This window comes from Azohydromonas australica DSM 1124, from assembly GCF_000430725.1.
GTDB classification, from domain to species: Bacteria; Pseudomonadota; Gammaproteobacteria; order Burkholderiales; family Burkholderiaceae_C; genus Azohydromonas; species Azohydromonas australica.
This window is the reverse complement of record NZ_AUMO01000049.1, coordinates 1-24,800: the sequence shown is the minus strand read 5'-3', so window position 1 is coordinate 24,800 and position 24,800 is coordinate 1. Positions and strand designations below refer to the sequence as shown.

Below are 24,800 nucleotides of genomic sequence, written 5' to 3'. Positions count from 1 at the left end.
CAGCGCATCCCCATGAACCTTTCCGGAGTCCAGACCATGTCCGCCCTCATGAACCCGAGCGCCGCCGCCACCAGCGTGGCCGACGTCAGCGAACGCATCCGCCAACGCCTCACGCAGCTGCTGCGGGAGAACCAGGTGGACTTCAAGGAGGCCATCGGCGACGACATGTCCTTCGACTACATCGGGCTCGACTCGCTGGCGCGCGTCAACCTGCTGTCGGCGCTGGACGAGGAGTTCGGCATCGCCCTGGACGCCACCGCGGCCTACGACTTCGTGACGGTCGGCGCCCTGTCGCAGTACGTGTGGTCCCAGCTCACGGGCGAGGCGCTGGACCTGAAGAAGGTCCTGGAGGTCTGACGTGATCGACTGCCTGATCGTCGGAGGAGGCCACTGCGGCCTGCTGGCTGCCGAGATGCTGCACAAGGCGGGCCTGGATTACCGCGTCGTCGACGAGAGCGCCCGGGCGGGCGACATCTGGCGCCGGCGGCCGAAGAACCTGCGGCTGTTCACCTCGCGGCAGTTCTGCGGGCTGGGCGACTTCCGCATGAACGGCGATCCGGGCGGCTTTCCTTCCGCCACCGAGTTCGCGGACCACGTGGAGCGCTTCGCGTCGACGCGCGGCCTGCGGCTCACGCTGCAGGCCCGCGTCACCCGGCTGAGCCGGGCCGAGGGCGGCTTCGTGGCGCGCCTGTCCAACGGGGACGTGATCCGGGCCCGTACCGTCATCAACGCAACGGGTTCCAACCAGCAGCCCGTCGTGCCGGCCTATGCCGGGAAGCTGTCTCCCGCGGTGGCGCAGGTGACGGCGCAGGGCTACACCGACGCCAGCCACTTCCCGGCTGGCAGCCGCGTGGCCGTGGTCGGTGACGGGGCCAGCGGGCGACAGATCGCGCGCGAGCTGGCCGCGGCGCACCGGGTGCTGCTGGCCCGCGGACGCGTCCGCAAGCTCGTGCCCAACCGGGTGCTGGGCCAGGACATCTTCTGGTGGCTCAAGGGCGTGGGCGTGCTGTTCGCCGACACCGATTCCACGGTCGCCCGGATCATGCGCCGGCGCGACCCCATTCCGGCCGCCGCCGACAACGACCTGCGGCTGGCGCAAGCCGGCGTGCAGCTGCGCGCCGAAGCGGTGGATGCCGACGGCACCGGCCTCCTGTTCAGCGACGGCGTGCGCGAGGCGGTGGATGCCGTCGTCTGGTGCGTGGGCTACGCCGAGCGCACCGACTGGATCGACCTGCCCGCCATCCAGCCGGGCCTGTCCTACGCGGGCAGCCGGGGCCGCACGCCGGAGCCCGGGCTGTTCGTGCTCGGCCGCAAGTGGCTGAGCTGCCGCGCCTCGGAGCTGGTGCTGGGCGCGCAGCGCGATGCGAAGATGGTGGTGCGCCAGGTGCTGGACCACTGCCGCCGCCACCAGGCCCAGCCCTCCGCAGCCCCGGCCGAGGTCGTTCCCCATGTTCAATAAGCTGGCCGAGCTGATCGTGCGGCGCCGCCTGTGGGTGGCGCTGGGCGTTGCCTTGCTGACGGCGTTCTTCGCGCTGCAGATCAAGCACCTGAAGATCGTCATCGATCCGAACACGATGCTGCCCAAGGACCACCCCAACGTGGTCGGCACCAACACCGCGGAGTCGCTGTTCGGCTCCAAGCACGTGGTGGTGCTGGGCGTGAGCGCCCGCGACGGCGGCGACGTGTTCAGGCCCGAGGTGCTGGGCGTGGTGGAGGCGCTGACGCGGGCGGTGTCGGACGTGCCCGGGGTCAAGCGCCACACCGTCATGAGCGTGAGCGCCGAGCGGGCCCGCTCCATCGACGGCAAGGGCGACGAGATGCAGGTCGAGCCGATGCTGCCGGTGCCCGTGACTGAGGCTTCGGTGCAGGCGCTGCAGCGGCACCTGGAGCGCAACCCGGTCTACCAGAACATCCTGGTGTCGGCGGACGGCCGCGTGGCCGCCGTCTCCTTCGCCATCCAGGCCGGGCAGGGCGGCTTCCGCGCCATCATGGACAAGGTCCAGGCCGTGGCGGACGCGCAGGCCACGGCGCAGGTGCAGATCACCTCCAGCGGCTCGCCCGTTTTCTTCGCCAACGTCGAGCGCTTCGCGCAGCGCATGGCGATCCTGTTCCCGATCGCGCTGGTGCTGATCGGCCTCATCCACTTCGAGGCCTTCCGCACCCTGCAGGGCCTGGTGCTGCCGCTGGTGACGGCCTTGCTGGCCGTGGTCTGGAGCCTGGGCATCATGGGCTTGTCCAAGGTGCCGATGGACGCCTTCAACGCCACCACGCCGATCCTCATCCTGGCGGTGGCGGCCGGGCATGCCGTGCAGATCCTCAAGCGCTACTACGAGGAGTACGACCGCATCAGCGCCGAGTTTCCGGGCCTGGCCGCGGCGCAGCGCAACGACCGGGCCATCGTCGCGTCGCTGTCCCGCGTCGCGCCGGTGATGATTACCGCGGGCTTCGTGGCGACGCTGGGCTTCTTCTCGCTGCTGTTCTTCGACGTCGCCACCATCCGCACCTTCGGCCTGTTCACGGGCCTGGGCATCGTCAGCGCGCTGGTGATCGAGCTGAGCTTCATCCCGGCGCTGCGCAGCTTCCTGAAGCCGCCGGTGCCCAAGGCGGCGCAGGGCGCGCAGGCCAGGCGCAGCCTGTGGGACCGGCTGTCCGAGGCGCTGGCCAACCTGGTCATCGCGCGGCGTGGCCGCATCCTGCTGGCGTACCTGCTGCTGGCCGCGGTGTCCTCGCTGGGCCTGCTGTTCATCAACCAGGAGAACTCGACCAAGAGCTACTTCGGCGAGGGCCTGGAGGTGCGCCAGCAGGACCGCTTCCTCAACGAGAAGCTGGCCGGCACCAACACCCTCTACGTGGTGTTCCAGGGCGCGGACGCCGACCGCATGAAGGACCCGGCGCTGCTGGCGCTCATCGAGCAGACGCAGCGCTTCATCGAGACGCTGCCCGACGTGGGCAAGACGATGTCCATCGTGGACCTGCTCAAGCAGATGCACCGCTCGATGAACGGCGGCCAGGCCGGCTTCGATGCCATTCCGCCCACGGCGGAGCTGATCTCCCAGTACCTGCTGCTGTACTCGATGTCCGGCCAGCCCACCGACTTCGACGCCTACATCGACTACGAGTACCGCAACGCCAACCTCACGGTCTGGATGAAGAACGACAGCAGCAAGTACGCGCAGGCCGTCGTGAAGCGGATCCGCGAGCAGGTGGAGCCCAAGCTGCCCGCGGGCGTGAGCATCCTGATCGGTGGCAGCGTGCCGCAGGCCTCGGCGCTGAGCGAGACGCTGGTGCGCGGCAAGGTGCTCAACATCGCGCAGATGATCGGCGTGGTGTTCCTGGCCGGCATGGTGGTGTTCCGCTCGGCGCTGGCCGGCCTCTACCTCGTGGTCCCGCTGATGGTCACCGTGCTGGTCAACTTCGGCGTGATGGGGCTCACGGGCATTCCGCTGAACACGCCCAACTCGGTGAGCTCGGCCATGGCCATCGGCCTGGGTGCCGACTACGCGATCTACCTGCTCTACCGCATGCGCGAGGAGCTGCGCCGCCTGGGCGACTTCGACGCGGCGCTGCGCGAAACCATGCGCACGGCGGGCAAGGCAGTGGTCTACGTGGCCTCGGCCATCGCGGGCGGCTACTCGGTGCTGATGCTGTCCTTCAACTTCTACGTCCACATCTGGTTTGGAGTCCTGATCGTGCTGTCGATGATCGTGAGCGCGGCCACCGCGCTGGTGCTGGTGCCTGCCTTGATGAAGGCCTTCCCTCCGGCGTTCCTCACGGCCCGGTCCGCGCCGTCGCTGCGCACCGGCGCGGGCTCGGTGGCCGCAGGGCTGCTGCTGGCAACGGGGCTGGGGCTGGCACCGAAGTCCTCCCGCGCGGATGAGCTCAAGGCCGAGGAGATCATGGAGCGCAGCTACCAGTCGACGCGGCTGAGCAGCTCGGTGAGCGAGGCCACCTTCACCCTCGTGGCCGCCTCGGGCCAGGAGCGCGTGCGCAAGACCTACGGGGCGACCAAGCAGCAGGCCGACGGCAGCACCTACCGCCGGGTCATCCGCTTCCTCTCGCCCAGCGACGTGCGCAACACCACGACGCTGATCGTGGAGAACACGGCCAAGGAGGACGACATCTGGGTCTACCTGCCGGCGCTGAAGAAGGCGCGCCGGCTGGCCAGCAACAACAAGAAGAGCAGCTTCGTCGGCACCGACCTTTCCTACGGCGACCTCATCGGCCACAAGCCCGCCGACTGGAGCCACCGCCTGCTGCGCCAGCAGAACCTCAACGGCGTGGCAACGTATGTCGTCGAGTCCCTGCCCAGGACGGCGGAGGTGGCGGCGGATTCCGGCTACTCCAAGCGCGTGAGCTGGGTGGCGGCGGACAGCTTCGTGCCCGTCAAGACGGAAGTCCACGACCCGGCCGGCGCGCTGCTCAAGACGGTGGACAACGGCGACATCAAGCTCGTGGACGCCAAGGCCCGCAAGTGGCAGGCCATGAGCGTGCGCGTGGCCAACCACCAGACCGGGCACACGACGCTGATCAAGGTGGACCGGCTGGAAGCCAACACGCCCGTGTCCGACGACCTCTTCACCAACCGATCCCTCGAAAAAGAGGATTGGTGATCGATGCGAGGTGTTCTGCATGCAGGGCTGCCGCTGGCCCTGGCGCTCACGCTGGGCACGGCGGGGGCGCAGCCTTCGACGCTCCAGGCGCCCACCGGCGAGTGCCGCGCCGGGTACTGGAGCTCCAACCGCAACCTCGACGAGCGTGACGGCAACGGCCTGCTGGCCTGCGGCCTGAGCTGGCGGCAGCCCGTGGCGCAGGGCCTGCGCACCGTGTTCAGCGGGCGTGCCGGCCAGAACCTGTCCGGCGATGCCCGTGCCTTCGACAGCCGGCTGCGCGAGGGCTACGTCGAGTGGGAATCGGGCGACTGGTCGCTGCGCGTGGGCCGGCAGGTCCTGGCCTGGGGCCGCGCCGACCGCATCAACCCGACCGACAACCTCTCGCCGCGCGACTTCACCGCGCTGGTGGCCGAGGACGAGGAGCAGCGCCTGGGCATTGACGCCGTGCGGCTGCGCCACGACTTCAACGAGGCCTTCTCCGCCACGGCCGTGTGGGCCCGCTTCACGGCCCACCGCATGCCCACCGGCCTGTGGCCGCCGAACCTGGTGCCGGCCACGGAGCCGGGCCGCGGCGAGTGGGCGCTCAAGCTCGACCACGTCGGCGACATCGACTGGTCCGTGTCCTACTTCGAAGGCTACGAGCGCTCCGCCCGCTATGCGGTGCAGCCCCAGGCCCTGGGCGGCTTCGTGTTCCAGGGCCGCTACGAGCGCGCGCGCGTGCTGGGCCTGGACACGGCCACCGCCGCGGGCCCCTGGACGCTGCGCACGGAGATGGCGCACGGCCAGTTCCGCCCGGACTGCACGGGCTGCGCCACGAGCCGCCGCGAGGTGAGCCGCATCGTCCTGGGCGCCGACCGCGACGTGCTGGACGAGACCAATCTCAACGTGCAGCTCTTCGGCATCCACCGCACCGGCTATGTGGACCCGGCGGGGTTGCAGGGCACGCAGCAGATGGTTGCGCAGGGCCTGGACCGCCTCAACTCGGAATTTGGCCGCAACGAGTGGGGCCTGTCGCTGCGGCTGTCCAGGCGCATGCTCAACGAGCGGCTGAAGCTGGAGCTGTCAGCCATCACCGACTTCACGCAGGGCAGCGCGGTGCTGCGGCCCCGCGTCTACTACGCCATCAGCGATGCGCTGCGCTGGAGCGCCGGCGCCGACCACTTCACGGGACCGCGCCAGTCCTTCTTCGGCAACCGCAAGCGCAACGACCTCGTGTTCACCGAGCTGTCGTTCATTTTCTAGGAGGATCCGCATGGACGCGTCGCCTGACGGCTCGATGTCCGGGCTGTTGCGCCCGACCCCAATGCTGGACTTTGAATCGCCCGCTCTCCGCACGCTGGTCACCTCGCGGGGCTGGGACCGCTTGCCGTCGCACGACGCGGCAGCGCAGGCGGTCTACGAGTTCTGCCGGGACGAGATTGCCTTCGGCTACAACGCGCTGGCCGACGACATGCCCGCCTCGGCCGTGCTGCGCGAGGGGCTGGGCCACTGCAACACCAAGTCCACCCTGCTGATGGCGCTGCTGCGCGCGGTGGGCATTCCCTGCCGCATCCACGCCTTCACCATCGACAAGCGCCTGCAGCGCGGTGCCATGACGCCGCTGGTCTACCACCTGGCGCCGCGGGAGATCCTGCACGCCTGGGTCGAGGCCTGGGTGGGCGGGCGCTGGATCACGCTGGAGGGCCAGATCCTGGACATGGACTACCTGCACGCGGTGCAGCACCGGTTCGCCAACGGCTGCCGCCCGTTCATGGGCTTCGCCGTGGCCACTCCGGACCTGCAGCACCCGCAAGTGCAATGGACGGGCGGCGACACCTTCATCCAGCGCGAGGGCATCGTGCGGGACCTGGGCGTCTACGACTGCCCGGACGAAGTCTATGCCGAGCACGGCACGAACCTGAAGGGCGTCAAGGGCTGGCTGTACCGGAAGTACCTGTACCGGCGGCTCAACCGCCACGTCGCGCGCATCCGTGCCGAAGGGCGGGCCGCCGGCACGCCGACGCCGCCGTCGTGCACGGCTTGATGTCAGCGCCTCAGGGCTGCCGGATCAGCACCGAGCCCGCGGCGTTGCCGCCCGCCGCGTAGCTCATGTTGGCGCCGGTGATGCCGCTGACGCTGAAGGTGGTGCTGGTCACGGCCTTGCCGATGGCGGTGCTGGTGATGCTGCAGGCGCCGCTGCCGTCCGTGGTGCAGCTCTGGGTGCTGGCGCCGCTGAAGTTGCCGCTGACCACTGCACCGGCCACGGCGGCGCCGCTGCCGTTGCGCACGCCGATGGTGGCGACGGCGCGCCAGTTCTTGGTGCTGCCCCAGTAGGCGCTGCCGGCCAGCGAGCCCACGGACACGGGCGCCATGGGCGAGGCCAGGTCGCTTTCCGAGGTGAAGGTCACCCGCTCCACGGTGGCGACGCTGGGCGTGGCCGTCACCTGGTAGTCGGTGCTCCAGCCGTTGGTGCCGGTGGTGCCCCAGTGGTTGAGCATGATTCGGCCGGCCACCTGCGGCAGCGGGCCGCGGCTGCCGTTCTCCTCGTGCACGAGCACGCCATCCACGAACCACTGCAGCCGGTCGGCCGTCCAGCGGAAGGCGTACTCGTGGTAGGCGGCCGAGGCGTCGAAGCCCAGGTTGATCACCGTGGGGTGCTCGACGTCGTTGCTCCAGTAGTTCAGCTGCAGCTTCGTCGGGTCGTCGCCTTTGATCTCGACGTCGATCTCGTCATGCTGCGTGCCCTCGGCCGGCCCGCTGTAGGTGAAGAAGGCCGTGATGGTGCCGGGCGTGCTGGAGGCGATCAGCCGCGCCTTGTAGAGGCCGTAGCCGTAGCTCAGCAGCGTGCGGTATTCGCCCGAGACGCAGCTCTTGCCGGTGAGGCCCAGCTGGTCCGCCTCCAGCGTGATGCGCATGCGGCCGTCGGCGAAAGCCAGCTGGTTGGGATGCCAGCCGTTGAGGAAATAGCCGCCGTTGTTCCACTGCGCTGCCTGCCAGCGCGCGCTGTCGAACGCCAGCAGTTCGTCCGTGAACGAGGTCGTGCTGACCGGCAGGGCACGGGCCGTTTCCGTTGGCCGTGCAGCTTGCTGGTTCATGGCGGCGGCCACCTGAAACTCCTGAGCGTCATTGCCTGATGTTCCGCCACCCCCGCAAGCGCTAAGAACCAGCATGCTGGCCACCAAAACCCCTGTGACCCTCAACATGGCTTTTCCCGATCCGGTTTGCCACCCGCGGGCAGACCAGGCTGCCGCGGCGTGTAATTGTTCATGCGCGCCCCGCCGAGAGCGAGACTTGTTCACGCCGCTTATCGGTGGACGGGCGGGGCAGATAAGTCTTGCAACGACAGGTTGGCCGACGGCGTGAATTACTGAACGCATCCGGCCTGAATTGCGTAAGTGCCGTGACGCACGGGCGAATCTGCGCTAGGCCCCAGCCAAGCTGGCCGGCACGGCTCAGGGGCTGCAATTGAAGCTGGCAGCAGAATTGGGATCGCCGCTGCCCTTGTAGCGGGCGATGAGGGGCCAGCGGCAGATGGGCCGCTGGCGGCCCGAGTTGCCCGGGGACACGTCGGTGGCGACCAGCACCTCCGGCGCCGGGCCCCGTTCGACCCAGCGGTCGAGCACGCCCAACAAGTCCCAGAAGGGGATGAACGCGCCGCCGCCATGCTGGAAGCCGGGTACCGTGTAAAAGCGCAGGTAGCTGTCCACGGCCGTCTGGCCGCGCTGCGACACCTGCCAGCGGTAGTAGCCGATGGCCTGGTTTGGGCTTACCACCTCGTCGGCCAAGCCCTGCGCCAGGATTATCTTGCCGCCGCGCTCGGCAAAGGGCCGCAACTCCGGGTCGATGGCGCCCACCACTGCCGACAGCTCGTTGATGCGGGCTTGCAGCGGCCCCGGGTTGGCAAAGTCGAAGCGCAGCGAGTCAAAGCTCGGGTTGCGGGCGATGAAGTACTTCAGGTACGCGTCGCCCTGTGTATAGAGATAGCCGTTGGCGACGATCGTGGGCGGGGACGCCGGCGTGGGCGACTGGCCCAGGCCCAGCAGGCCGGAAAAATCGGTGCCTTCCAGCACGTTGTAGCCGTCATAGCCGGTCTGTCCGTACGCCATGCCCCAGGGCAAGGTGAAACCCTCGTGCAGCAGCCGCACGGTGGCGAGCTGCGCGTCGGACAGGCATTGCGGCCCGGTGTCACGGCCGCCGGGGCAGCGCAGCCGGCGCATCAGCTCCGGCGCACGGGCGCGGCAGGCATCGACGGCCGCGACGATGCCGTCGGTCAGACCGTCGAGCGTGTCACACACGCGCACGCCGGTGTCGCGCACCAGTTGCTGCTTGGGCGGCGGCAGGAAGCCGCCCGGCACACGATAGGCGGCCTGTCCCAGCTTCACGCCCATGAGCCGCATGCCGGCGAAGTTGAGTGCCGGCGCCGTGGCAACGATGCCGTCGTAGTCCAGCGGAAAGCGCTGGATCGCAGTGAAGGCTTCGCGCCCGCCGGTCGAGGCGCCGGCGAAATACATCCGCTGCGGCGGCTGGCCGTAGTAGCGCTGGAGCAGGTGCAGCGCCACGTCATGCGTCTTCTTCAGGTGCTGCCAGGCGAAGTTGAGCAGCGCCTCCTCGTTGCGCGCGAAGTCCGCGCCGGCCGCCGTGGCGGGATGGCCGGAGTCCGAGCCGAAAGTGGCGTAGCCCCGCGCCAGCGGCGTAGTGAACAGCGCCATGTTGATTGGTCCGGTGCCGGTGACCACCGTGCCGTTGTAGCCGCTGCCTCCCATGTGCAGCGCCTTGCCGTTCCAGCGCGCTGGCAGGTTGAGCTGGAAGTGGATCGGCGGCGCCTGGGAATCGAGCGGCAGGATCAGGCCCTGCACGGCGCAGTATTCGAAGGGACCCACACCGGGCTCCTGGGCCGTCACCGACGCCGCGTTCGTTATCGTGGAGCCGTGCGTGCGCAGCACGCCCACGTCCTGAGGTGCCAGCGTGATGCCTGCCAGGCGCGGGCACCCACCGGCCTCCGCCAGAGGCTGAGCGGGCTTGTCCGGTGTAGCGCCGGGTGTGGGGCCTGACCCGGGCACGCCACAGCCGGCCAGCAAGCCGCTGAGCAGGGCCGCGCAGGGCAGGCAGCGCCGCAAGGCCAGGAAATTGCTGGCGTAGGCCACACCCGGGAGCTTCATGGAACGAGCCTTGGTGAGATACATGTCGAGCCAACGCTTCGAGGACGCAGGATGCGCGCGTGCATAGCATCGAGCGTGCCAACGGGGGTGCCCGATGATGGTGCCCCTGGCCGCTCCCGATGGGCCAGCAGCACCCTGGACGTTGAGGCCGCACCGGCCCTGCCTGCATGACGGAGAGATTGCGCATGACCGGACTGTCGCGCCGTACCCTGTTTCAACTGGCTAGGGCCCAGGCGGCGGCCGTGGCGGCCACCGGCCTCGCGCCCGTGGCGCCGGCTGCAGCAGCCGGCGTGGAAAGCACCGGGGAATTCCCGCCGGACTTCCTGTGGGGCGCCGCGACCTCCTCCTACCAGATCGAGGGCGCGCCCAAGGCCGACGGCAAGGGGCCTTCCATCTGGGACACCTTCGCACACACGCCCGGCAAGATCGTGGACGGCAGCACCGGCGACGTGGCTTGCGATCACTACCACCGCTGGCGCGAGGACATCGAGCTGATGAAGCGCTTGGGGTTGCAGGCGTACCGGTTCTCGATCTCGTGGCCGCGCATCTTTCCCGACGGGACGGGGCGGCCCAACCAGCGAGGACTGGACTTCTACAGCCGGCTGGTGGACGGTCTGCTCGCGGCCGGCATTCAACCCTACGCGACCTTGTTCCACTGGGACCTGCCGCAGGCGCTGCAGGACCGCTTCGGCGGCTGGGAAGGGCGCGAGACCGCACACGCCTTCGCCGACTACGCCGGCCACGTGGCCGCCGCCTTGTCGGACCGGGTGAAGCATTTTTTCACTATCAACGAGTTCTTCACCTTCGTCGAGCTGGGGCACCAGATAGGCATCCATGCCCCGGGGCTGCAGCTGCCGCCCGCGCGCGTGAACCAGGTGCGCCACCACGCGCTGCTGGCGCATGGGCTGGCGGTGCAAGCCATCCGCGCCCGTGGGCGCCGCGGCACACTGGTGGGCCCGGCTGAGAACATCATGACCTGCGTGCCGGTGGTCGAGACGCCGGAGCATGTGGCGGCGTCGCAGGCCGCCATGCGCGACGTCAACGGCGGCTACACCACGGCGATGCTGGAGGGCCGCTACCCGGCGCGCTGGCTGGAGCAGCAGGGCGCGAACGCGCCGCGCGTGCTCGAAGGCGACATGCGCACCATTGGCGCGCCGCTGGACTTCTTCGGCGCCAACGTCTATGCGCCGTTCTTCTACGTGCGCGCCATCCACGGCGACTCGGGCTACGAGGTGATTCCGCTGCCCGAGACCTACCCGAAGTTTCCGCAGTCCTCGTGGCTGCGCATGGGGCCAGAGGGGCTGTACTGGGCGGTGCGGCACCTCTCCAGTATCTGGAACGTGCGCCACATCCATGTCACCGAGAACGGTTGCGGCACCAAGGACACGCCCAATGCCGCCGGCGAACTGCTGGACGTGGACCGCATCGCCTACACGCGCCATTACCTGCAGCAGCTGCAACGTGCCACGGCCGAGGGCATGCCGGTGCGCAGCTACTTCCATTGGTCGCTGATGGACAACTTCGAATGGGCCGACGGGTTGAGCACGCAGCGCTTCGGGCTCGTGCATGTGGACTTCGACACGCAGCGCCGCACGCCCAAGCTGTCGGCCGAGCAGTACGGCGCGGTGATCCGGCACCGCCGGGTGGTGTGACACGCCGGCCTACCGCGGGATGACCGAGAACAGCACCTTGCCCCGAACCAGGGCCCACAGCGTCAGGATGATGGCGACGTAGAGCACGGTATTGACCCAGATCATTGCAGGCCAGCTGGCCTCGAAGGTGGCGACGCCGTCGAAGTAGCCGGGCAGCTGGTCCACGAGGAAGAGCAGGGGCACGTGCAGCAGAAACACGTAGAGGCTGGCTTCGCCCAACGGAATCAGCAGCCAGCCCAGCAGGCGGTTCAGAGGCACCCAGTACCAGGTGAGCAGCGCGTACAGCGCGGCGAACAGCATCGCGGCATTGAGCAGGCGTCCCGGTCCCAGCCGGTTCTTGCCGAAATACAGGTCGTACAGCCCCTGGTAGGTCTGCGGCGCCATGATGTCCAGGCGTGACCAGGCCGGGAACGACGGGTTGGCCGTGGCCTGGGCTAATACGAAGAAAACCAGCGCAAGGTAGACGCACAGCCCCGTTGCGATGCGCCGGCGCTGGCCGTGCGCCAGCCAGGCGGCAATCTCGCGGCGGTAGAAGCCCACCAGCAGCGCGTGCGTGTAGAGCAGCTGCCAGTTCGGCAGCGGGAACGCGTACTCGAACTGCATGTTCAGCAGCCGGTAGTCCACGGGCGAGAGCCACCCAGCGAAGTAAACCGCCCACGAAAGCACGAAATACACGCCCAGCAGACGCGTCTTGAGCAGCCAGACGAACAGCGGCGAGGCCAGCATCAGCATCACGTAGAGGCTGAGAATCTGGATCTGGTGCGGCGTGCGCTGCAGCAGCAGCACCTGGCCCACCTGCACATGCCAGGGGCTGCCGGGCTCAGGCATGAGCGGGTACGTTTTTCCGGCGAAGCGGTCGGTGAAGGTAGTTACCGCGCTCATGTCGAACCAGCCGAGGGCGCCCACCGCCATCACGATCAGCACCAGGCCGACCTGGGCCCGGTACAACTCGAAGGCCCGCCGCAGTAGCCGCTGCGAGACCAGTTCCATGCCTTGCTCGCGGTCCAGCGCGTAACGGAAGATCTGCCCTAGCACCAGCCCCGCGGCCATGACAAACATCTCCGCGCCGGTGACGATGCCCAGCCGCTCCCAGAAGATGAAGTTGCTCCAGTTGAAGGCCTCAAAGTGGGCCGTCACCAGCGACAGGATGGCCAGGCCGCGCAGGAAGTCGAAACGCAGGTCGCGCCCGCCCCGCATGTCCGGGTAGTGCCAATGTGTCGCCGGACTCGATGCGCTGTGCAACGCTGTAGGCGCTCGATCCACTGCCTGCCCCCGCTCACCGGGCCCGGACAGCGCGGTGCGTACGCCGGCCCCGGCTCGGAGTGTTGAATGTGGTTCCGGTGATGGCATCCGTGCGCGTATGCACATGCGGGCATCACTGGTGTAGGGCACATTGGGCAAGCGGAGTTCCCGTACGCCCGCTCAAGATCGCAGCGGCGTCGTGGTCAGCGCTCAGCCGGCGGCCTGCTGTGCCTGGCGCCTGTAGTCGGTGGGCGAGAGCCCGGTCTGGCGCTTGAAGAAGCGGCAGAAGTAGGCCGGGTCCTCGAAACCCAGCTCGAAGGCCAGGCGCGACACTGGCGCGGCCACGTGCACCAGGCGCCGGCAGGCCTCGCGCGCCAGCCGCGCGTGCAGCAGCGCCTGCGCGTTGTGCCCGGTCTCGGCGCGCACCATGCGGTTGAGCCGTTCGGTGGACAGGCCCAAGCGCTCGGCGTAGCGCGACACCGGCCAGTGCTCGCGGTAGTGCGACTCCATCAGCACCACCCAGCGCGTGTAGAGCGACGGCTGCGCCGCCGCGGCGTCGCGCCGCGGGGGCTGTCCATCGCGCCGGCCCAACTGCGCCAGGCGCCACACCAGCGCGCGCGCCAGCCAGCGCGGCACCGGGCTGTCGTCGCTGCTGGCCTCGTGCTCGGCGTACAGCGCATCGAACAGCGCCTGCAGCCGCGGCAGCTCCGGCGCGTCGGCCGCCGGTGCCAGCGCGCGCGGCGCGGCGAACAGCGTCTGCAGCGCGTTGCCTACGCCGGCGGCCTCGCCCTCGGCCAGCAGCGTGGCGTTGACGGTGAAGACGTACCCGTCGCAGTTGCGCGAGAAACGGAAGGCATGCGCCACGTTGGGCGGGATGACCAGCGCCATCGGTCCTTCGCCGGTGATGCGGGATTCGTCCAAGCTGGCCTCCACCGTCCCCTCGCGCAGCCACAGCACTTGGTGCAAACCCTGATGCACGTGGGCGTCGATCTCCCAGTCGTAGAGCCGGCTGCGCGAGTGGATGGATTCGACGTGCAGCAGCGGGGCGCTGGGTGCGCCGGCCTCGCCGTAGAGCGCGAAGGCGGGCAGCGCCGAGGATCGGCTGCGGGCCGGGCGGCGCGGGCTGGGCAAGGCGGCGGTCATGGGCGGCAAGACACGTCAAAAGTGCAAGCCATCACGGTACTTCGTCCACGCGCCCGGGCCGCAGGGCCGCCAACAATTCGCCTGTCCCAGATCAAACGAACTCACCGAGGAGACAGACGATGTTCCGCTTCGATCCCTACTCGCCGGCCATAGACGCCGACCCGTTCCCTGCCTACCAGCGGCTGCGCGACGAGTTCCCGTGCTTCTGGAGCGAGGAAGCGCAGATGTGGGTGCTCTCGCGCTACGCCGACATCGTGACCGCCGGGCAGGACTGGCAGACCTACTCCTCGGCCAGCGGCAACCTCATGACCGAGCTGCCCGGCCGTGCCGGCTCCACCCTGGGCACCAGCGATCCCCCGCGCCACGACCGCCTGCGCGGCCTGATCCAGCACGCCTTCATGAAGCGCAACCTGGAGAGCCTGGCCGAGCCGATCCGCGCCATTGCCCGCGAGGCGGCGCAGGAGCTGCAGGGCAAGGCCAGCTTCGACTTCAAGGACTTCTCGGCCAAGTTCACCGTGCGCGTGCTGATGGCTGCGCTGGGCCTGCCCACGGGCGACGAGGCCACCGTGGACGAGCAGACGGTGCGCGAGAACGCGGTGCTGATGGTGCAGAGCGACCCGGTGACGCGCACCAAGGGGCCACAGCACCTGGCGGCTTTTGAGTGGATGAAGCGCTACGCCAGCGAGGTGATCGCGCAGCGCCGCGCACAGCCGCGCAACGACCTGATCTCCAACTTCGCGCAGGCCGAGATCGACGGTGACCGCCTTACCGAGGACGAGGTGCTGCTGACCACCACCACGTTGATCATGGCGGGCGTGGAGTCGCTGGGCGGCTTCATGATGATGTTCGCGCTCAACCTGGCCGACCACCGCGAGGCGCGCCGCGCCGTGGTGGCCGATCCGTCGCTGCTGCCCGACGCCATCGAGGAGTCGCTGCGCTTCAACACCTCCGCGCAGCGCTTCAAGCGCCGGCTGACCAAGGACGTGGCGTTGCACGGACAGACCATGCGCGCCGGCGACTTCGTCTGCCTGGCCTACGGCTCGGGCAACCGCGACGAGCGCCAGTACCCCAACCCGGACGTGTACGACATCACGCGCAAGCCGCGCGGCCACCTGGGCTTCGGCGGCGGCGTGCATGCGTGCCTGGGCACGGCCATCGCGCGGCTGTCGGTGAAGATCGCCTTCGACGAGTTCCACAAAGTCGTGCCTGACTACAAGCGGGTGCATGAGCAACTGCCCTGGATGCCGTCGTCCACCTTCCGCAGCCCGCTGGTGCTGGAGCTGGCAGCGCTGTAGAGCGGCTGCGCGAAGCCGGCACGGCACGTTCCAACGTGCTGTCCGGAGGCTGCGACGCAGGCTCTCCACTTCGTCATTCCCGCGAAGGCGGTAATCCGGGCGGACCCCAAGCCGGCCGCAAGCCGATTGGGCGGCACACCGGTAACCCTCGTGCTCTCGTTCGCTGCGCCCGTGCTTCGCTCTGGCGTGGGACCGCCTGGATCCCAGCCTGCGCGGGGATGACGAATCGGTCGGCGAAGCGGCCCAGCTCACGGCCAACGGCCACCAATCAATCCCTCAGAAAGAGAACCCCCATGCCCCAGATCACCTTCGTAGAACCTTCCGGCAACACGGTCCCGCTGGACGTGCCCGAGGGCTGGAGCCTGATGCAGGCCGCCAGCGCCAACGGCGTGGACGGCATGCTGGGCGAGTGCGGCGGCTCCTGTGCCTGCGCCACCTGCCACTGCTACGTCGATGACCGGCTGATGTCGCTGCTGCCCCCGCCGCAGGACAACGAGCTCGGCATGCTGGAGAACGTCGCCGCCGAACGCCGCGCCAACAGCCGCCTGGCCTGCCAGATCAAGGCCAGCGCCGCGCTGGACGGCGCCACCGTGACGCTGCCCGAGTGCCAGGAGTGAGCATGGCTGCCCCCCTCGCCGCCGACGGTCCCGTGGTAATCATCGGCGCCGGGCAGGCCGGCACGCTCGCGGCCGAGGCGCTGCGCAGCGGCGGCCACGCCGGGCCGATCACGCTGCTGGGTGACGAGCCGCATGGGCCGTACCACCGCCCGCCGCTGTCCAAGGGCTGGCTGGCGGGCGAGATCGGCGAGGCCCAGCTGATGCTGCGCGTGCCGGAGATGCTGGCAAAGAAGGGCATCACGCTGCGCACCGGCACGCGGGCCGTCGCCATCGACCGCGAAGCGCGGCAGGTGCGGCTGGCCGACGGCAGCTCGCTGCCCTATGCCGGCCTGGTGCTGGCCACCGGCGCGGCGCCGCGCACGCTGGCGCTGCCGGGTGCGGACGCCTCCAACGTGCTGCCACTGCGCTCACGCGACGACGCCAGCCGCATGGCCGCCGCGCTGGCGCGTTGCGCCGAGAAGCAGTTGCCGGTGGTGGTGATCGGCGGCGGCTTCATCGGGCTGGAAGTGGCGGCCACGGCGCGCAAGAAAGGTTTGTCGGTCACGGTGCTGGAGGCCGGTCCCCGGCTGCTGGGCCGCGTGCTGGCGCCGATGCTGTCGGACTGGTTTGCCGATCTGCACCGCGGCCATGGCGTGGAGCTGGTGCTGCAGTCGCGCATCGAGCACATCGTGGCCGAGGGCGGCGAGGCCGTGGCGGTGCAGCTGGTCGATGGCCGGCGGCTGCCTTGCGGGCTGGTGGTGCTGGGCGTGGGCGTGAGCGCCAACGACGCACTGGCGCGCGCGGCCGGGCTGGCGTGCGAGCAGGGCATCGTCGTGGACGCCTGCGCGCGCACTTCGGACCCGCTCATCGTCGCCGCCGGCGACAACACCGCGCGGCGCCTGGCCGACGGCAGCCTGCTGCGGCTGGAGTCGGTGCACAACGCCACGGAGCAGGCCAAGTCGGCCGCCGCGGCGCTGCTGGGGCAGGAGCGGCCTTTCACCGCCACGCCTTGGTTCTGGTCCGACCAGTACGAGCGCAAGCTGCAGATGGCGGGCCTGTCCGGCGGCGCCGACGCCTGGGCGCTGCGCGGCGAGCTGGGCGGCGCGGCCTTCTCGGTCTTCCACTACCGCGCCGGGCGGCTGGTGGCGGTCGATTCGGTCAACGACGCCAAGGTGCACCTGCTGGCGCGCAAGCTGCTGGAGGCGGGCGTGTCGCCGGCGCCGGAGCAGGTGGCCGACGCCGGGTTCGACCTGGCGTCGTTGCTGGCTCGCTGAAACGTCGCCTCACTCGCAGCGGAAATTCGCCGCGTCCTCCACGCTGCCCGACCCGTTGTACTTGGCGATCTTCGGGTACGGGCACAGCGGGCGGGTGCGGCCGGGCCAGGGCGCGGTGGCCGAAGCCTTGGCGACGATGCGATCCGGCGCCGTGCCCTTTTCCACCCACTCCACCAGCGGCGTGAGCGAGTCGTAGAGGTCGGTGGCCGGGCCGCCCGAGTTGGCGCAGTGGTTCATGCCCGGCACCAGGAACAGCCGCGCGAAGTCCTGCGTGGCGGCCGCGCCGCCATTGGCTGCGGCCAGGCGCTCGTAGTAGTCGATGGAGTCGTTGGCCGAGAAGATCGGGTCGCTGGTGCCGTGCACGATCAGCATCTTGCCGCCGCGGCCCTTGTACGCGCCCACGTCGGTGGACGTGGTGCTGTAGATGCTCGCATAGGCATCCAGCCGCGCCGGATCGGTGTCAAAGTTGAACGCCATGAAGTTGAAGGTCGGGTCGGGCGGCGTGAGGAACTCCAGCCGCAGCGCGTCGGCGGCGATGAGCGTGACGTTGCGCGAGTTGGCCGTCGTGGTGTTGGAGCTGCCCAGGCGCCAGTTGCGCCAGTCCGGGCCGGCGATGCCGGTGTCCCAGGGCCAAGTGGCGTAGAGCTGCTGGCCGGCCGAGTTGCGCGGGCCGCCGAAGTCGCGCTTGAGCGCGCCGATCTGCTCGGTCGTGAGGCAGCTGTCGGTCTTGACGTTGCCGCTGCACTGCAGCACCACGGGGTCGAAATTGCAGGCCGACGGGTTGGCGCCGACGATGCCGTCCACCGCGCCGTCCAGGCCGTCGCAGCGCTGCGCCACGGCGTTGGCGACGAGCTTCAGGTCCGCGTCCGACAGCGCCTGGCTGAGGATGCCGCCCGGGGCGATGGCCTGGTAGCCGATGGTGCTCCACACCGAGGCCATCGTCGCCTCCTTGGACACCTTGATGGCCGGCGCATTGGCGGCGATGCCGTCGAAGTAGCTGGGGAAGCGCTGCGGGAACAGCATGGCCTGGCGCCCGCCGCCGGAGCAGCCGACGAAGTAGGAGCGGTCCGGCGCGCGGCCGTAGGCGCGGGCGATCAGCTCCTTGGCGATCACCGTCACCTTCTCGTAGCTGTTGTAGGCGTGGTCCACGCGCGCCTGCGGGTCCAGGCCGAAGGTGGCGTCGGTGCCCTGGTGGCCGGCGTCGGTGCTGACCACCGCGAAGCCCTTGGCGAGCGCGCCGGTCTGCAGCCCGACGAGGGAGCTGCCGCCCGCGAGCGCACCCAGCGCGGGGCGGATCGCGCCGTCGTTGCCGCCGCCGCCCTGGAACATGAAGCGGCCGTTCCAGGTCTTGGGCAGGCGCAGCTCGAAGCCGATGTAGTAGGGCTTGCCGTCCGCGCCCGTGCGCGGGTTCAGCTTGCCGGTGACCACGCAGTGCTCGGGCAGCGTGTTCGCGCTGATCACGGTGCCGGCGGCCACGGTGGCCGTGGTGAGCGTGAGCGCCGTGCCGGGCAACGCCTGCTCGGCGATGCGGGCGCAGTCCAGCGCCAGCGGCGTCTCCGCGGGCGGTGCGGCGGGGGCCGGTGCGTCGTTGCCGCCGCCGCAGGCGGACAGCACGGCCGCGCAGGCGGCGGCGACCAGGGTCTTGTTCCCTTGCATGGTTTTGTCTCCTCGGTACTTCTTCAGAAACTCACGGACCGCGAAATCACCGGACAAGACTTTCCCGTGCGCCCTGAGCCCTTCGACGAGCTCAGGACAAGCCCTGTCGAACGGCTGGCGCTCAGTGGTCACCGCGGGGCTTCGGCAAGCTCAGCCCGAACGGCGTTGGAAAGTCCGGAAACTTCGCGGAATCGAGATCAGTCCGCCTTGAAGCCGCTGGCCTTGACGATGCCGGCCCAGCGCTGGGTTTCGGCCTTCACGGTGCGCTCGGCGTCCGCGCGCGAGGCGCCGGTGACGGTGAAGCCGGCTTCCACGAGCTTCTGGCGCACGTCGGGCGCCTGCACCGCGGCCACGGCCTGGCGGCCGAGCTGGTCAATGACGTTGGCGGGCGTGCCGGTGGGCACGAACAGCGTGAACCAAGCCGAGAAGTCCACCTTGGGCCAGCCGGCTTCGTTGAAGGTGGGTACCTCCGGCAGCAGCGGCGAGCGCGTCGCGGCGGTGGTCGCCAGCGCGCGCAGCTTGCCGCCCTTGACCTGCGGCACCGCCAGCGCCGTGGAGACGAAGGCGGCCTGCACGTCCCCGGACACCAGCGCCGTGATGGCGTCGCCCGTGGCGCGGTAGTGCACCGGTTCGATCTTGAACTGCGCCTGCTCGGCCAGCAGCTCCGCGCCGAAGTGGCCCGGCGTGCCGGCGCCGAAGGTGGCGAAGTTGACGCGGTCCTTCTTGGCCTTGGACGCGTCGATGAAGCCCTTGACGTCCTTGACCGCCGAGCTGGCCGGCACGACCAGGATGAAGTCCGAACGCACCACTTCCGCCACGGGCACGAGCTCGCGCGTCGGGTCGTAGGGCAGCTTGCTGTAGGCCGCGGGCGCGATGGCGATGGAGCCGACCTCGCCCAGCAGCACGGTGCTGCCATCGGGCGCGCTCTTGGCCACGGCCTGGGTGGCGATCTGACCGCCGGCGCCGGCGCGGTTGTCGATCACCAGCGGCTGCTTCATCAGCTCGCCCAGCTTCTGCCCCAGCGTGCGCGCCAGCACGTCCGGGCCGGTGCCGGGCGGGAAGCCGACGACGAGTTTCAGCGGGCTTTGCGCGTGGGCGGCCAGCGGGGGCAGGGCGAGGGCGCTGAGGCTCAGGCTCAGGAGCAGGTGGCGGCGGCGCATGGCGGTTGTCTCCTTGTCGTGATGCGGCCCAGTGTGGGGCGCCATCGGCGCAAGGTCTGTCATCCCAGAGTGCGACAGCGCCGCGGCCGGCTCGTCGAGCTCGTAGCCCCAGCTGTCGGGGCCAGACTGGCCACCGTCGGGGCGTGACGTCCTTCGCCTACATCAGGATGCCGCAACCCACCGAGCGATACGGGCAGGTATTGCGGGTTTCCGTGGCGCGGGCGAGTTCGAGTGGCGGGTTTCGACCAGAGCAAGCGTGGGCGAGAAACCCATCGCCACCAGGGCGGAGCCCATGAGCCCCGCCCCGTTGGTCCGGAAGAGCTGCCTCCGGTTCATGTCCATGAAATATCTCCGTCCGTCTCGTCATGCTTTTGCGGTGCGGAGTGTGGTCATATGAATGAATACTCCGGGAGTATTTGAGTGCTGGCCGCTGGTTAATGATTTGCAACGGTCAGCATAAGTATTTGACGGGATGCGCGAAAATTTGTCATAGGGTGATCGACAAAATGTCGTGGAAGCGGCGCAAACGACTTGAAGCGACGTTCGCAGGTGTTGAAATCCAATTGGGTGGGCAGGCGTGTTTTCGTCCCGGATCAAGCGGCCTTCCGAACTGCCCCGGCGCGCACCGCGCAACGGTAATGAAAAAGCGTCGGGCACAGGCGTGAAACACCGTGCGCGGCCGTGCGGCCTGACTACAATCCCGGCCGCTTCATGTTCCGGCTGTACCGTGCATATTTCACGCTTCCTCGTCCGATTCTTGATCCCGTTCGCCGGCTTGGGCTGGGCCGCTGCCGGGCCTGCCTTCGCCGCGGCCCTGTCGGTCGAATCGATATCGGTCCTGGCGGGCACATGCGCCAATTGCCACGGCCCGGACGGCCGGTCTTCCGGCCCGATTCCTGGTTTGCGCGGCTTGGGCGAGGAACGCCTGCGTGCCCGCCTCATGGCTTTCCGCGAAGGCAGCACGCCCGATGCGACGGTCATGCCCCGGTTGATGAAGGGCTATGACGAGGCCCAGATCGCGGCGCTGGCGAAATGGTTTGCCCGGGACGATTCGAAATGAGCGGCGTCTCGCGTCGGAAGATTTTGGGCCGCGCTGCGGCCGGCAGCATGGCGCTGGGCCTGCCCGCCATCGTGCGGGCCCAGGCGGCTTCCGCCCGGGTCGTGGTCGTGGGCGGCGGTTTTGGCGGCGCCACCGCGGCGCGTTACCTGAAAATGCGGGCACCGCAGGTGCAGGTGACGCTGGTCGAACCCGTACAGCGGTTTTACACCTGCCCATTTTCCAATTTGTACCTGGCCGGGTTGCGGGACTGGGACAGCATCGGGCATGGCTTTGACACCCTGCGGACGGCAGGCATTGAAATCGTCCATGCCCAAGCAGTGGACGTGGATGCAAGCCGGCGGGAAATCACTCTGTCCACGGGCCATAAATTGCCCTGGGACCGTCTGGTTCTGTCTCCCGGCGTGGACATGCGCTGGAATGCGCTGCAGGGCTATGACGAGGCCGCGGCCGAAATGGCGCCCCATGCCTGGAAAGCCGGTGCGCAAACCCGGTTGCTGCGGCGGCAAATGGAGGCGATGGAGAACGGCGGCACTTTCGTCATGGTGATTCCGGACAATCCTTTCCGTTGCCCGCCCGGCCCTTATGAGCGGGCGGCGATGGTGGCCCACTACTTCAAGCACCACAAGCCGCGCTCCAAGATCCTGCTTCTCGACGCCAAGGACAATTTCTCCAAGAAAGCACTGTTCCAGCAGGGCTGGAAAGCGCTGTACGGCGACATGATCGAATGGGTCGGCCTGGCCGACGACGGGCAGGTCGTCCGCGTGTACGCCAAGGCGCTGGAGGTGGAGACCAATTTCGGCCGTGTGCTCAAGGCCGCGGTGCTCAACGTGATTCCGCCGCAGAAGGCCGGTTGGATTGCCGAGCGCGCCGGCGTGACCGATGCCAGCGGCTGGGTGCCCGTCAAGGCGGAAAGCTTCGAGACCCGGCGCGTGCCCGGCATTTACGCCTTGGGCGACGCGACCATCGCGGCGCCGATGCCCAAGTCTGCCTTCGCGGCCAATACCCAGGGCAAGATGGCCGCCGCGGCCATTGCCGCGGAATTGACGGGCCAGCCATTGCCGGCCGCTTCCTATGCCAATACCTGCTACAGCCTCATCGGGCCCGGCTATGGCATTTCGGTGGCGGGCGTGTACCGCGCCGAGCAGGGGCAAATGGCCGAGATTCCCCATTCCGGCGGCGTGAGCCCGTTGGACGCGAATGCCGCCTTCCGGGCCGCGGAGGCCCGGTATGGCGCGGCCTGGTATGCCGCCATCAGCGCCGATGTCTGGGGCGCTTGAGCGCCGCGCAGCGTACGGAACGTACCGAACGAAATTCCTCAATACAGATTCGCCTCGTGGAGGGCAACAACCTTGAAACGCCGTAATTTCCTGATCACCCCGCCCGCCGTGGCGCTCGCCGGTACCGCGGCGCTGCCGGGCCTGGCACAGGCCGCCCCGGCGGTCATCACGCCCCAGTCGCGCATCCTGCCGCGTGAAGGCAGCAAGCCGCGCATCGTCATTTGCGGCGGGGGCTGGGGTGGCCTCACGGCGGCGCGCTACCTGCGCGAGCTGATTCCGAATTCCGACGTGGTGCTGCTGGAGCGCAATGCCAGCTTCTGGTCGGGACCGATGAGCAACAAATGGCTCGTCGACGTCGTGAACACCGATTTCTTGAACCACGACATGCTGCGGCCGGCCAATACCTACGGCTACAAGCTGCTGCAGACGGAGGTCACCGGTTTCGAGCGCGACCGCAAGCTGGTGCGTACCGCCCACGGCTTGGTCGAATACGACTACCTGATCTTGTCGGGCGGCATCCGCAACGATTACGAGGCCTGGTTCGGCAACGACCAGCGCGCCATCGACCACACGCGCATGCATTTTCCCTCGGCCTACATTCCCAATGCCGAGATGTTCGCGCTCAAGCGCAAGGTCAAGGAATTCAAGGGTGGGACGCTGGTCATGACCCTGCCGCCCCCGCCGCACCGCTGTCCGCCGTCGCCGTATGAGCGCGCCTGCCTGATCGCCTGGCACATCAAGAAAAACAAGATTCCCGGCAAGATCCTGATTCTCGACCCGAAACCCCGGGTGGCGCCGATCAGCATGGGATACCAATTGGCGTTCCAGGAGCTGTATCCGGACATCATCACGCACGTGCCCAATGCCCGGGTGCAAGAGGTGGACCCGTTCAACAAGCGCATCAAGACGGCCGCCGGGGAATTCAAGTTCGATGACGCGATCCTGATGCCGCCGCACCAGGCTGCGGACATGGTTTGGCATGCCGGCCTGATCGGCAAGGACGCCAGCGGCAAGCCCACCGGCTGGGCCGACATGCATCCGCGCCTGTTCCAGGCGAACGGCGACGACAGCGTCTATTTCGTCGGCGACTTGATGGGCCCGATCTCGGACCAGTTCGGCCACTATCCCAAGAGCGGCCATGTCGCCAATTACGTGGGCAGGATCGTGGCGCGGAACATCGCCGAGCGCGTGGCCGGCAAGCCGGTCATCGCCCGGCTGCCCGACAACCTGTGCTACATGATGGTCAATGCCGAGCCGCAGGAGGAAATCTCGGTCAAGTTCGAATACGAGGTCGATCCGACCGGCAAGGTCATCCAGACCCAGATCGACATGGACGTGAGGAACGAAGACATGGTCAAGGAAGATTTCGCCTGGGCGCGGCAGAAATTCCAGGATTTCCTGGCCATCTGAAGCGGTTGTGCATTCGATGAGACGACGAGATTTTGTCGCGCAGGGCGCCACGCTGGGGACGACCCTGGCGCTGCCAGCAGGCTGGGCTCGGGCCCAATCCCAGTCGGTGCCGCCCGACCCGCTGGCCCCGAATCCCGCCGAGTTCAGGCGGGCGATGAGCGAGTTCCTCGGCGGGGCCACGCCGGTGGAGGAGGGGCTGCACCTGGACGTGCCTGCGTTGGCCGACAACCCGAGCGCGGTGCCCGTCAAGGCGCGGGTGACGCTGCCCATCACGGACAGCCATCACTGCGAGGAGATCGTCCTGCTGGCGGAAGCGAATCCGTCGCCGCTGGTCTGCCGCTTCAAGTTCACGCCGACCCAGGGCACGGCGGAAGCGGCCGTGCGGGTGCGCCTGAGCCAGACGCAGGCCATCCATGCCCTGGCCCGCATGAGCGACGGCCGGGTGCTGGTGGCCAGGCAGGACGTCACCGTGGCCGGCAGCGGCTGCGGCATGTAGGAGGTCGCCATGGCAACACCGCCACGGGTCTGGGTCAGCAATGCCCGGCCGGCCAAGGGAGAGCTGGTCCGCGTGCGGGCTCAGGTCGAGCACGTGATGGAAAGCGGCCTGCGCACCGACCCCGCCACGGGCCAGGTGCGTGCGCGCAACATCGTCAAGGCGTTCGAAGCCCGGCTGGGTCCGGCGCTGCTGTTCGCCTGGGAGCCCGGGATCAGCATCGCCCAGAACCCCTACATCGAGTTCACGTTCATCGCGCGCGAAAGCGGCGAGCTGGTGCTGGCCTGGATCGATGAGCAGGCATCGAGGCAGGAGGCGCGCAAGGCGATCACGCTGGCCTAGCGCAGCGCCTCGCGCCGGCGTTCCAGGGCCTGCGCCACCAGCGGATGCAGCGCGGCGGTGCCGGTCTGGTCCACGTGCTCCAGCATCAGCCGGCGCATGCGCGGCTCCCAGAACTTGTGCAGGTGCTGCGCGATGCCGTCGATGGCCTCTTCGCGGTCGGGCATGGCCTGGAAGAAGTCGCCGATGCGGTTGGCCATGTGCACGAGGTTGTGAACGTCCATGTCAGTTCTTGGTTGAAAGATCAATCTCGTCGGCCGCTTGCAAGCCGAGCCGGTCGGCGCTGGTGTAGGCCACCAGGTCCTCGCCGCGCACGAAGCCCATCAGCAGCAGGCCGCAGCCGGCGGCCGTCTCCACGGCCAGTGCCGTCGGCGCGGACACCGCCGCCAGCGCCGCGACGCCGGCGCGGGCGCACTTCTGCACCATCTCGAAGCTGGCGCGGCTGGTGATGCAGA

The 24,800-nt window shown here is 68.8% G+C and carries 22 protein-coding genes and 1 pseudogene; 14 read left to right on the top strand and 9 right to left on the bottom strand.

Going from position 1 to position 24,800, the window contains the following annotated elements:
* Window positions 1–36 precede the first annotated feature (36 nt).
* The 5 genes from H537_RS41920 to H537_RS41905 are packed head-to-tail and all read left to right on the top strand — an operon-like array spanning window position 37 to window position 6,633.
* Window positions 37–357: an acyl carrier protein gene (locus H537_RS41920; RefSeq protein ID WP_169516971.1), complete on the top strand. Its 321-nt coding sequence runs from the start codon at window positions 37–39 to the stop codon at window positions 355–357.
* A gap of 1 nt (window position 358) precedes the next feature.
* A complete protein-coding gene (locus tag H537_RS41915) occupies window positions 359–1,459 on the top strand; it encodes a flavin-containing monooxygenase (protein WP_051242204.1) in 1,101 nt (366 codons plus the stop codon).
* The gene (locus H537_RS41910; RefSeq protein WP_051242203.1) at window positions 1,449–4,610 is read left to right on the top strand and encodes an outer membrane lipoprotein-sorting protein; all 3,162 of its coding nucleotides are present in this window, start codon (window positions 1,449–1,451) and stop codon (window positions 4,608–4,610) included. Before H537_RS41915 ends, H537_RS41910 begins: the two co-directional genes overlap by 11 nt.
* A gap of 3 nt (window positions 4,611–4,613) precedes the next feature.
* Window positions 4,614–5,852 carry a DUF1302 family protein gene (locus tag H537_RS0108875; RefSeq protein WP_028997638.1) on the top strand — a complete coding sequence of 413 codons (1,239 nt, stop codon included), beginning with the start codon at window positions 4,614–4,616 and terminating at the stop codon, window positions 5,850–5,852.
* Between the two features lie 10 nt (window positions 5,853–5,862).
* Complete coding sequence (locus H537_RS41905; RefSeq protein WP_238446637.1) at window positions 5,863–6,633, top strand: transglutaminase-like domain-containing protein; 771 nt, start codon at window positions 5,863–5,865, stop codon at window positions 6,631–6,633.
* Between the two features lie 10 nt (window positions 6,634–6,643).
* Here H537_RS41905 and H537_RS49000 read toward each other — a convergent pair whose 3' ends face one another.
* Together H537_RS49000 and H537_RS0108860 are read right to left on the bottom strand one after the other, a co-directional pair.
* On the bottom strand, window positions 6,644–7,684 hold the full coding sequence (locus tag H537_RS49000) for a family 16 glycosylhydrolase (RefSeq protein WP_169516970.1): 1,041 nt from the start codon (window positions 7,682–7,684) through the stop codon (window positions 6,644–6,646).
* A gap of 357 nt (window positions 7,685–8,041) precedes the next feature.
* Window positions 8,042–9,748 (bottom strand): tannase/feruloyl esterase family alpha/beta hydrolase, encoded by a 1,707-nt coding sequence (locus tag H537_RS0108860; RefSeq protein ID WP_043458442.1) that lies wholly within the window; start codon window positions 9,746–9,748, stop codon window positions 8,042–8,044.
* A 185-nt stretch (window positions 9,749–9,933) separates the two neighbouring features.
* Between H537_RS0108860 and H537_RS0108855 the strand changes: the two genes are divergently transcribed.
* Complete coding sequence (locus tag H537_RS0108855; RefSeq protein ID WP_043458441.1) at window positions 9,934–11,400, top strand: GH1 family beta-glucosidase; 1,467 nt, start codon at window positions 9,934–9,936, stop codon at window positions 11,398–11,400.
* Between the two features lie 9 nt (window positions 11,401–11,409).
* Here the strand turns inward: H537_RS0108855 and opgC are convergent, their stop codons facing one another.
* Window positions 11,410–12,597, bottom strand: a complete 1,188-nt coding sequence (gene opgC / locus H537_RS0108850; RefSeq protein WP_028997635.1) for an OpgC domain-containing protein — start codon at window positions 12,595–12,597, stop codon at window positions 11,410–11,412.
* Between the two features lie 255 nt (window positions 12,598–12,852).
* On the bottom strand, window positions 12,853–13,785 hold the full coding sequence (locus H537_RS0108845; RefSeq protein WP_043458440.1) for a helix-turn-helix domain-containing protein: 933 nt from the start codon (window positions 13,783–13,785) through the stop codon (window positions 12,853–12,855).
* A 119-nt stretch (window positions 13,786–13,904) separates the two neighbouring features.
* On the opposite strand from H537_RS0108845, the gene H537_RS0108840 reads away from it, so the two are divergent.
* From H537_RS0108840 to H537_RS0108830, 3 genes are all read left to right on the top strand, one after another.
* A complete protein-coding gene (locus H537_RS0108840) occupies window positions 13,905–15,080 on the top strand; it encodes a cytochrome P450 (protein WP_028997633.1) in 1,176 nt (391 codons plus the stop codon).
* Between the two features lie 293 nt (window positions 15,081–15,373).
* Entirely contained in the window at window positions 15,374–15,697 is a 324-nt protein-coding gene (locus tag H537_RS0108835; protein ID WP_028997632.1) for a 2Fe-2S iron-sulfur cluster-binding protein, read from the top strand.
* 2 nt (window positions 15,698–15,699) lie between these two features.
* Complete coding sequence (locus H537_RS0108830; protein WP_043458439.1) at window positions 15,700–16,950, top strand: NAD(P)/FAD-dependent oxidoreductase; 1,251 nt, start codon at window positions 15,700–15,702, stop codon at window positions 16,948–16,950.
* Between the two features lie 9 nt (window positions 16,951–16,959).
* On the opposite strand, the gene H537_RS0108825 is transcribed toward H537_RS0108830, so the two are convergent.
* From H537_RS0108825 to H537_RS55480, 3 genes and pseudogenes are all read right to left on the bottom strand, one after another.
* Window positions 16,960–18,606 carry a tannase/feruloyl esterase family alpha/beta hydrolase gene (locus H537_RS0108825; protein WP_028997630.1) on the bottom strand — a complete coding sequence of 549 codons (1,647 nt, stop codon included), beginning with the start codon at window positions 18,604–18,606 and terminating at the stop codon, window positions 16,960–16,962.
* Window positions 18,607–18,803: 197 nt separating this feature from the next.
* Complete coding sequence (locus tag H537_RS0108820; RefSeq protein ID WP_028997629.1) at window positions 18,804–19,766, bottom strand: Bug family tripartite tricarboxylate transporter substrate binding protein; 963 nt, start codon at window positions 19,764–19,766, stop codon at window positions 18,804–18,806.
* A 160-nt stretch (window positions 19,767–19,926) separates the two neighbouring features.
* A pseudogene (locus tag H537_RS55480) lies at window positions 19,927–20,108 on the bottom strand (hypothetical protein); the annotation flags it as partial.
* Window positions 20,109–20,523: 415 nt separating this feature from the next.
* Here H537_RS55480 and H537_RS41895 point away from each other — a divergent pair.
* From H537_RS41895 to H537_RS0108795, 5 genes are all read left to right on the top strand, one after another.
* Window positions 20,524–20,826, top strand: a complete 303-nt coding sequence (locus H537_RS41895; RefSeq protein ID WP_156901553.1) for a c-type cytochrome — start codon at window positions 20,524–20,526, stop codon at window positions 20,824–20,826.
* On the top strand, window positions 20,823–22,103 hold the full coding sequence (locus H537_RS0108810; RefSeq protein ID WP_028997628.1) for an NAD(P)/FAD-dependent oxidoreductase: 1,281 nt from the start codon (window positions 20,823–20,825) through the stop codon (window positions 22,101–22,103). The genes H537_RS41895 and H537_RS0108810 overlap by 4 nt, the downstream gene beginning before the upstream one ends.
* Window positions 22,104–22,175: 72 nt before the next feature.
* On the top strand, window positions 22,176–23,513 hold the full coding sequence (locus H537_RS0108805; protein ID WP_028997627.1) for an NAD(P)/FAD-dependent oxidoreductase: 1,338 nt from the start codon (window positions 22,176–22,178) through the stop codon (window positions 23,511–23,513).
* A 16-nt stretch (window positions 23,514–23,529) separates the two neighbouring features.
* Window positions 23,530–24,009, top strand: a complete 480-nt coding sequence (locus tag H537_RS0108800; RefSeq protein ID WP_028997626.1) for a thiosulfate oxidation carrier protein SoxY — start codon at window positions 23,530–23,532, stop codon at window positions 24,007–24,009.
* A 9-nt stretch (window positions 24,010–24,018) separates the two neighbouring features.
* On the top strand, window positions 24,019–24,348 hold the full coding sequence (locus H537_RS0108795; RefSeq protein ID WP_028997625.1) for a thiosulfate oxidation carrier complex protein SoxZ: 330 nt from the start codon (window positions 24,019–24,021) through the stop codon (window positions 24,346–24,348).
* Here the strand turns inward: H537_RS0108795 and H537_RS0108790 are convergent.
* Complete coding sequence (locus H537_RS0108790) at window positions 24,345–24,569, bottom strand: formate dehydrogenase subunit delta (protein ID WP_028997624.1); 225 nt, start codon at window positions 24,567–24,569, stop codon at window positions 24,345–24,347. The two genes, H537_RS0108795 and H537_RS0108790, sit on opposite strands and share 4 nt — an antisense overlap.
* Before the next feature lies 1 nt (window position 24,570).
* Window positions 24,571–24,800, bottom strand: a 230-nt coding sequence (locus H537_RS41890; protein ID WP_043458438.1) for a formate dehydrogenase accessory sulfurtransferase FdhD, incomplete at its 5' end; no start/stop codon positions are given.

Excerpts from the sequence above, each read along its gene's own strand:
- H537_RS41920 (WP_169516971.1), top strand. The coding sequence starts at position 37 with ATGTCCGCCCTCATGAACCCGAGCGCCGCCGCCACCAGCGTGGCCGAC.
- H537_RS41910 (WP_051242203.1), top strand. The coding sequence starts at position 1,449 with ATGTTCAATAAGCTGGCCGAGCTGATCGTGCGGCGCCGCCTGTGGGTG.
- H537_RS0108875 (WP_028997638.1), top strand. The coding sequence starts at position 4,614 with ATGCGAGGTGTTCTGCATGCAGGGCTGCCGCTGGCCCTGGCGCTCACG.
- H537_RS41905 (WP_238446637.1), top strand. The coding sequence starts at position 5,863 with ATGGACGCGTCGCCTGACGGCTCGATGTCCGGGCTGTTGCGCCCGACC.
- H537_RS49000 (WP_169516970.1), bottom strand. The coding sequence starts at position 7,684 with ATGAACCAGCAAGCTGCACGGCCAACGGAAACGGCCCGTGCCCTGCCG.
- H537_RS0108860 (WP_043458442.1), bottom strand. The coding sequence starts at position 9,748 with ATGAAGCTCCCGGGTGTGGCCTACGCCAGCAATTTCCTGGCCTTGCGG.
- H537_RS0108855 (WP_043458441.1), top strand. The coding sequence starts at position 9,934 with ATGACCGGACTGTCGCGCCGTACCCTGTTTCAACTGGCTAGGGCCCAG.
- opgC (WP_028997635.1), bottom strand. The coding sequence starts at position 12,597 with ATGCGGGGCGGGCGCGACCTGCGTTTCGACTTCCTGCGCGGCCTGGCC.
- H537_RS0108845 (WP_043458440.1), bottom strand. The coding sequence starts at position 13,785 with ATGACCGCCGCCTTGCCCAGCCCGCGCCGCCCGGCCCGCAGCCGATCC.
- H537_RS0108840 (WP_028997633.1), top strand. The coding sequence starts at position 13,905 with ATGTTCCGCTTCGATCCCTACTCGCCGGCCATAGACGCCGACCCGTTC.
- H537_RS0108835 (WP_028997632.1), top strand. The coding sequence starts at position 15,374 with ATGCCCCAGATCACCTTCGTAGAACCTTCCGGCAACACGGTCCCGCTG.
- H537_RS0108830 (WP_043458439.1), top strand. The coding sequence starts at position 15,700 with ATGGCTGCCCCCCTCGCCGCCGACGGTCCCGTGGTAATCATCGGCGCC.
- H537_RS0108825 (WP_028997630.1), bottom strand. The coding sequence starts at position 18,606 with ATGCAAGGGAACAAGACCCTGGTCGCCGCCGCCTGCGCGGCCGTGCTG.
- H537_RS0108820 (WP_028997629.1), bottom strand. The coding sequence starts at position 19,766 with ATGCGCCGCCGCCACCTGCTCCTGAGCCTGAGCCTCAGCGCCCTCGCC.
- H537_RS0108810 (WP_028997628.1), top strand. The coding sequence starts at position 20,823 with ATGAGCGGCGTCTCGCGTCGGAAGATTTTGGGCCGCGCTGCGGCCGGC.
- H537_RS0108800 (WP_028997626.1), top strand. The coding sequence starts at position 23,530 with ATGAGACGACGAGATTTTGTCGCGCAGGGCGCCACGCTGGGGACGACC.
- H537_RS0108795 (WP_028997625.1), top strand. The coding sequence starts at position 24,019 with ATGGCAACACCGCCACGGGTCTGGGTCAGCAATGCCCGGCCGGCCAAG.
- H537_RS0108790 (WP_028997624.1), bottom strand. The coding sequence starts at position 24,569 with ATGGACGTTCACAACCTCGTGCACATGGCCAACCGCATCGGCGACTTC.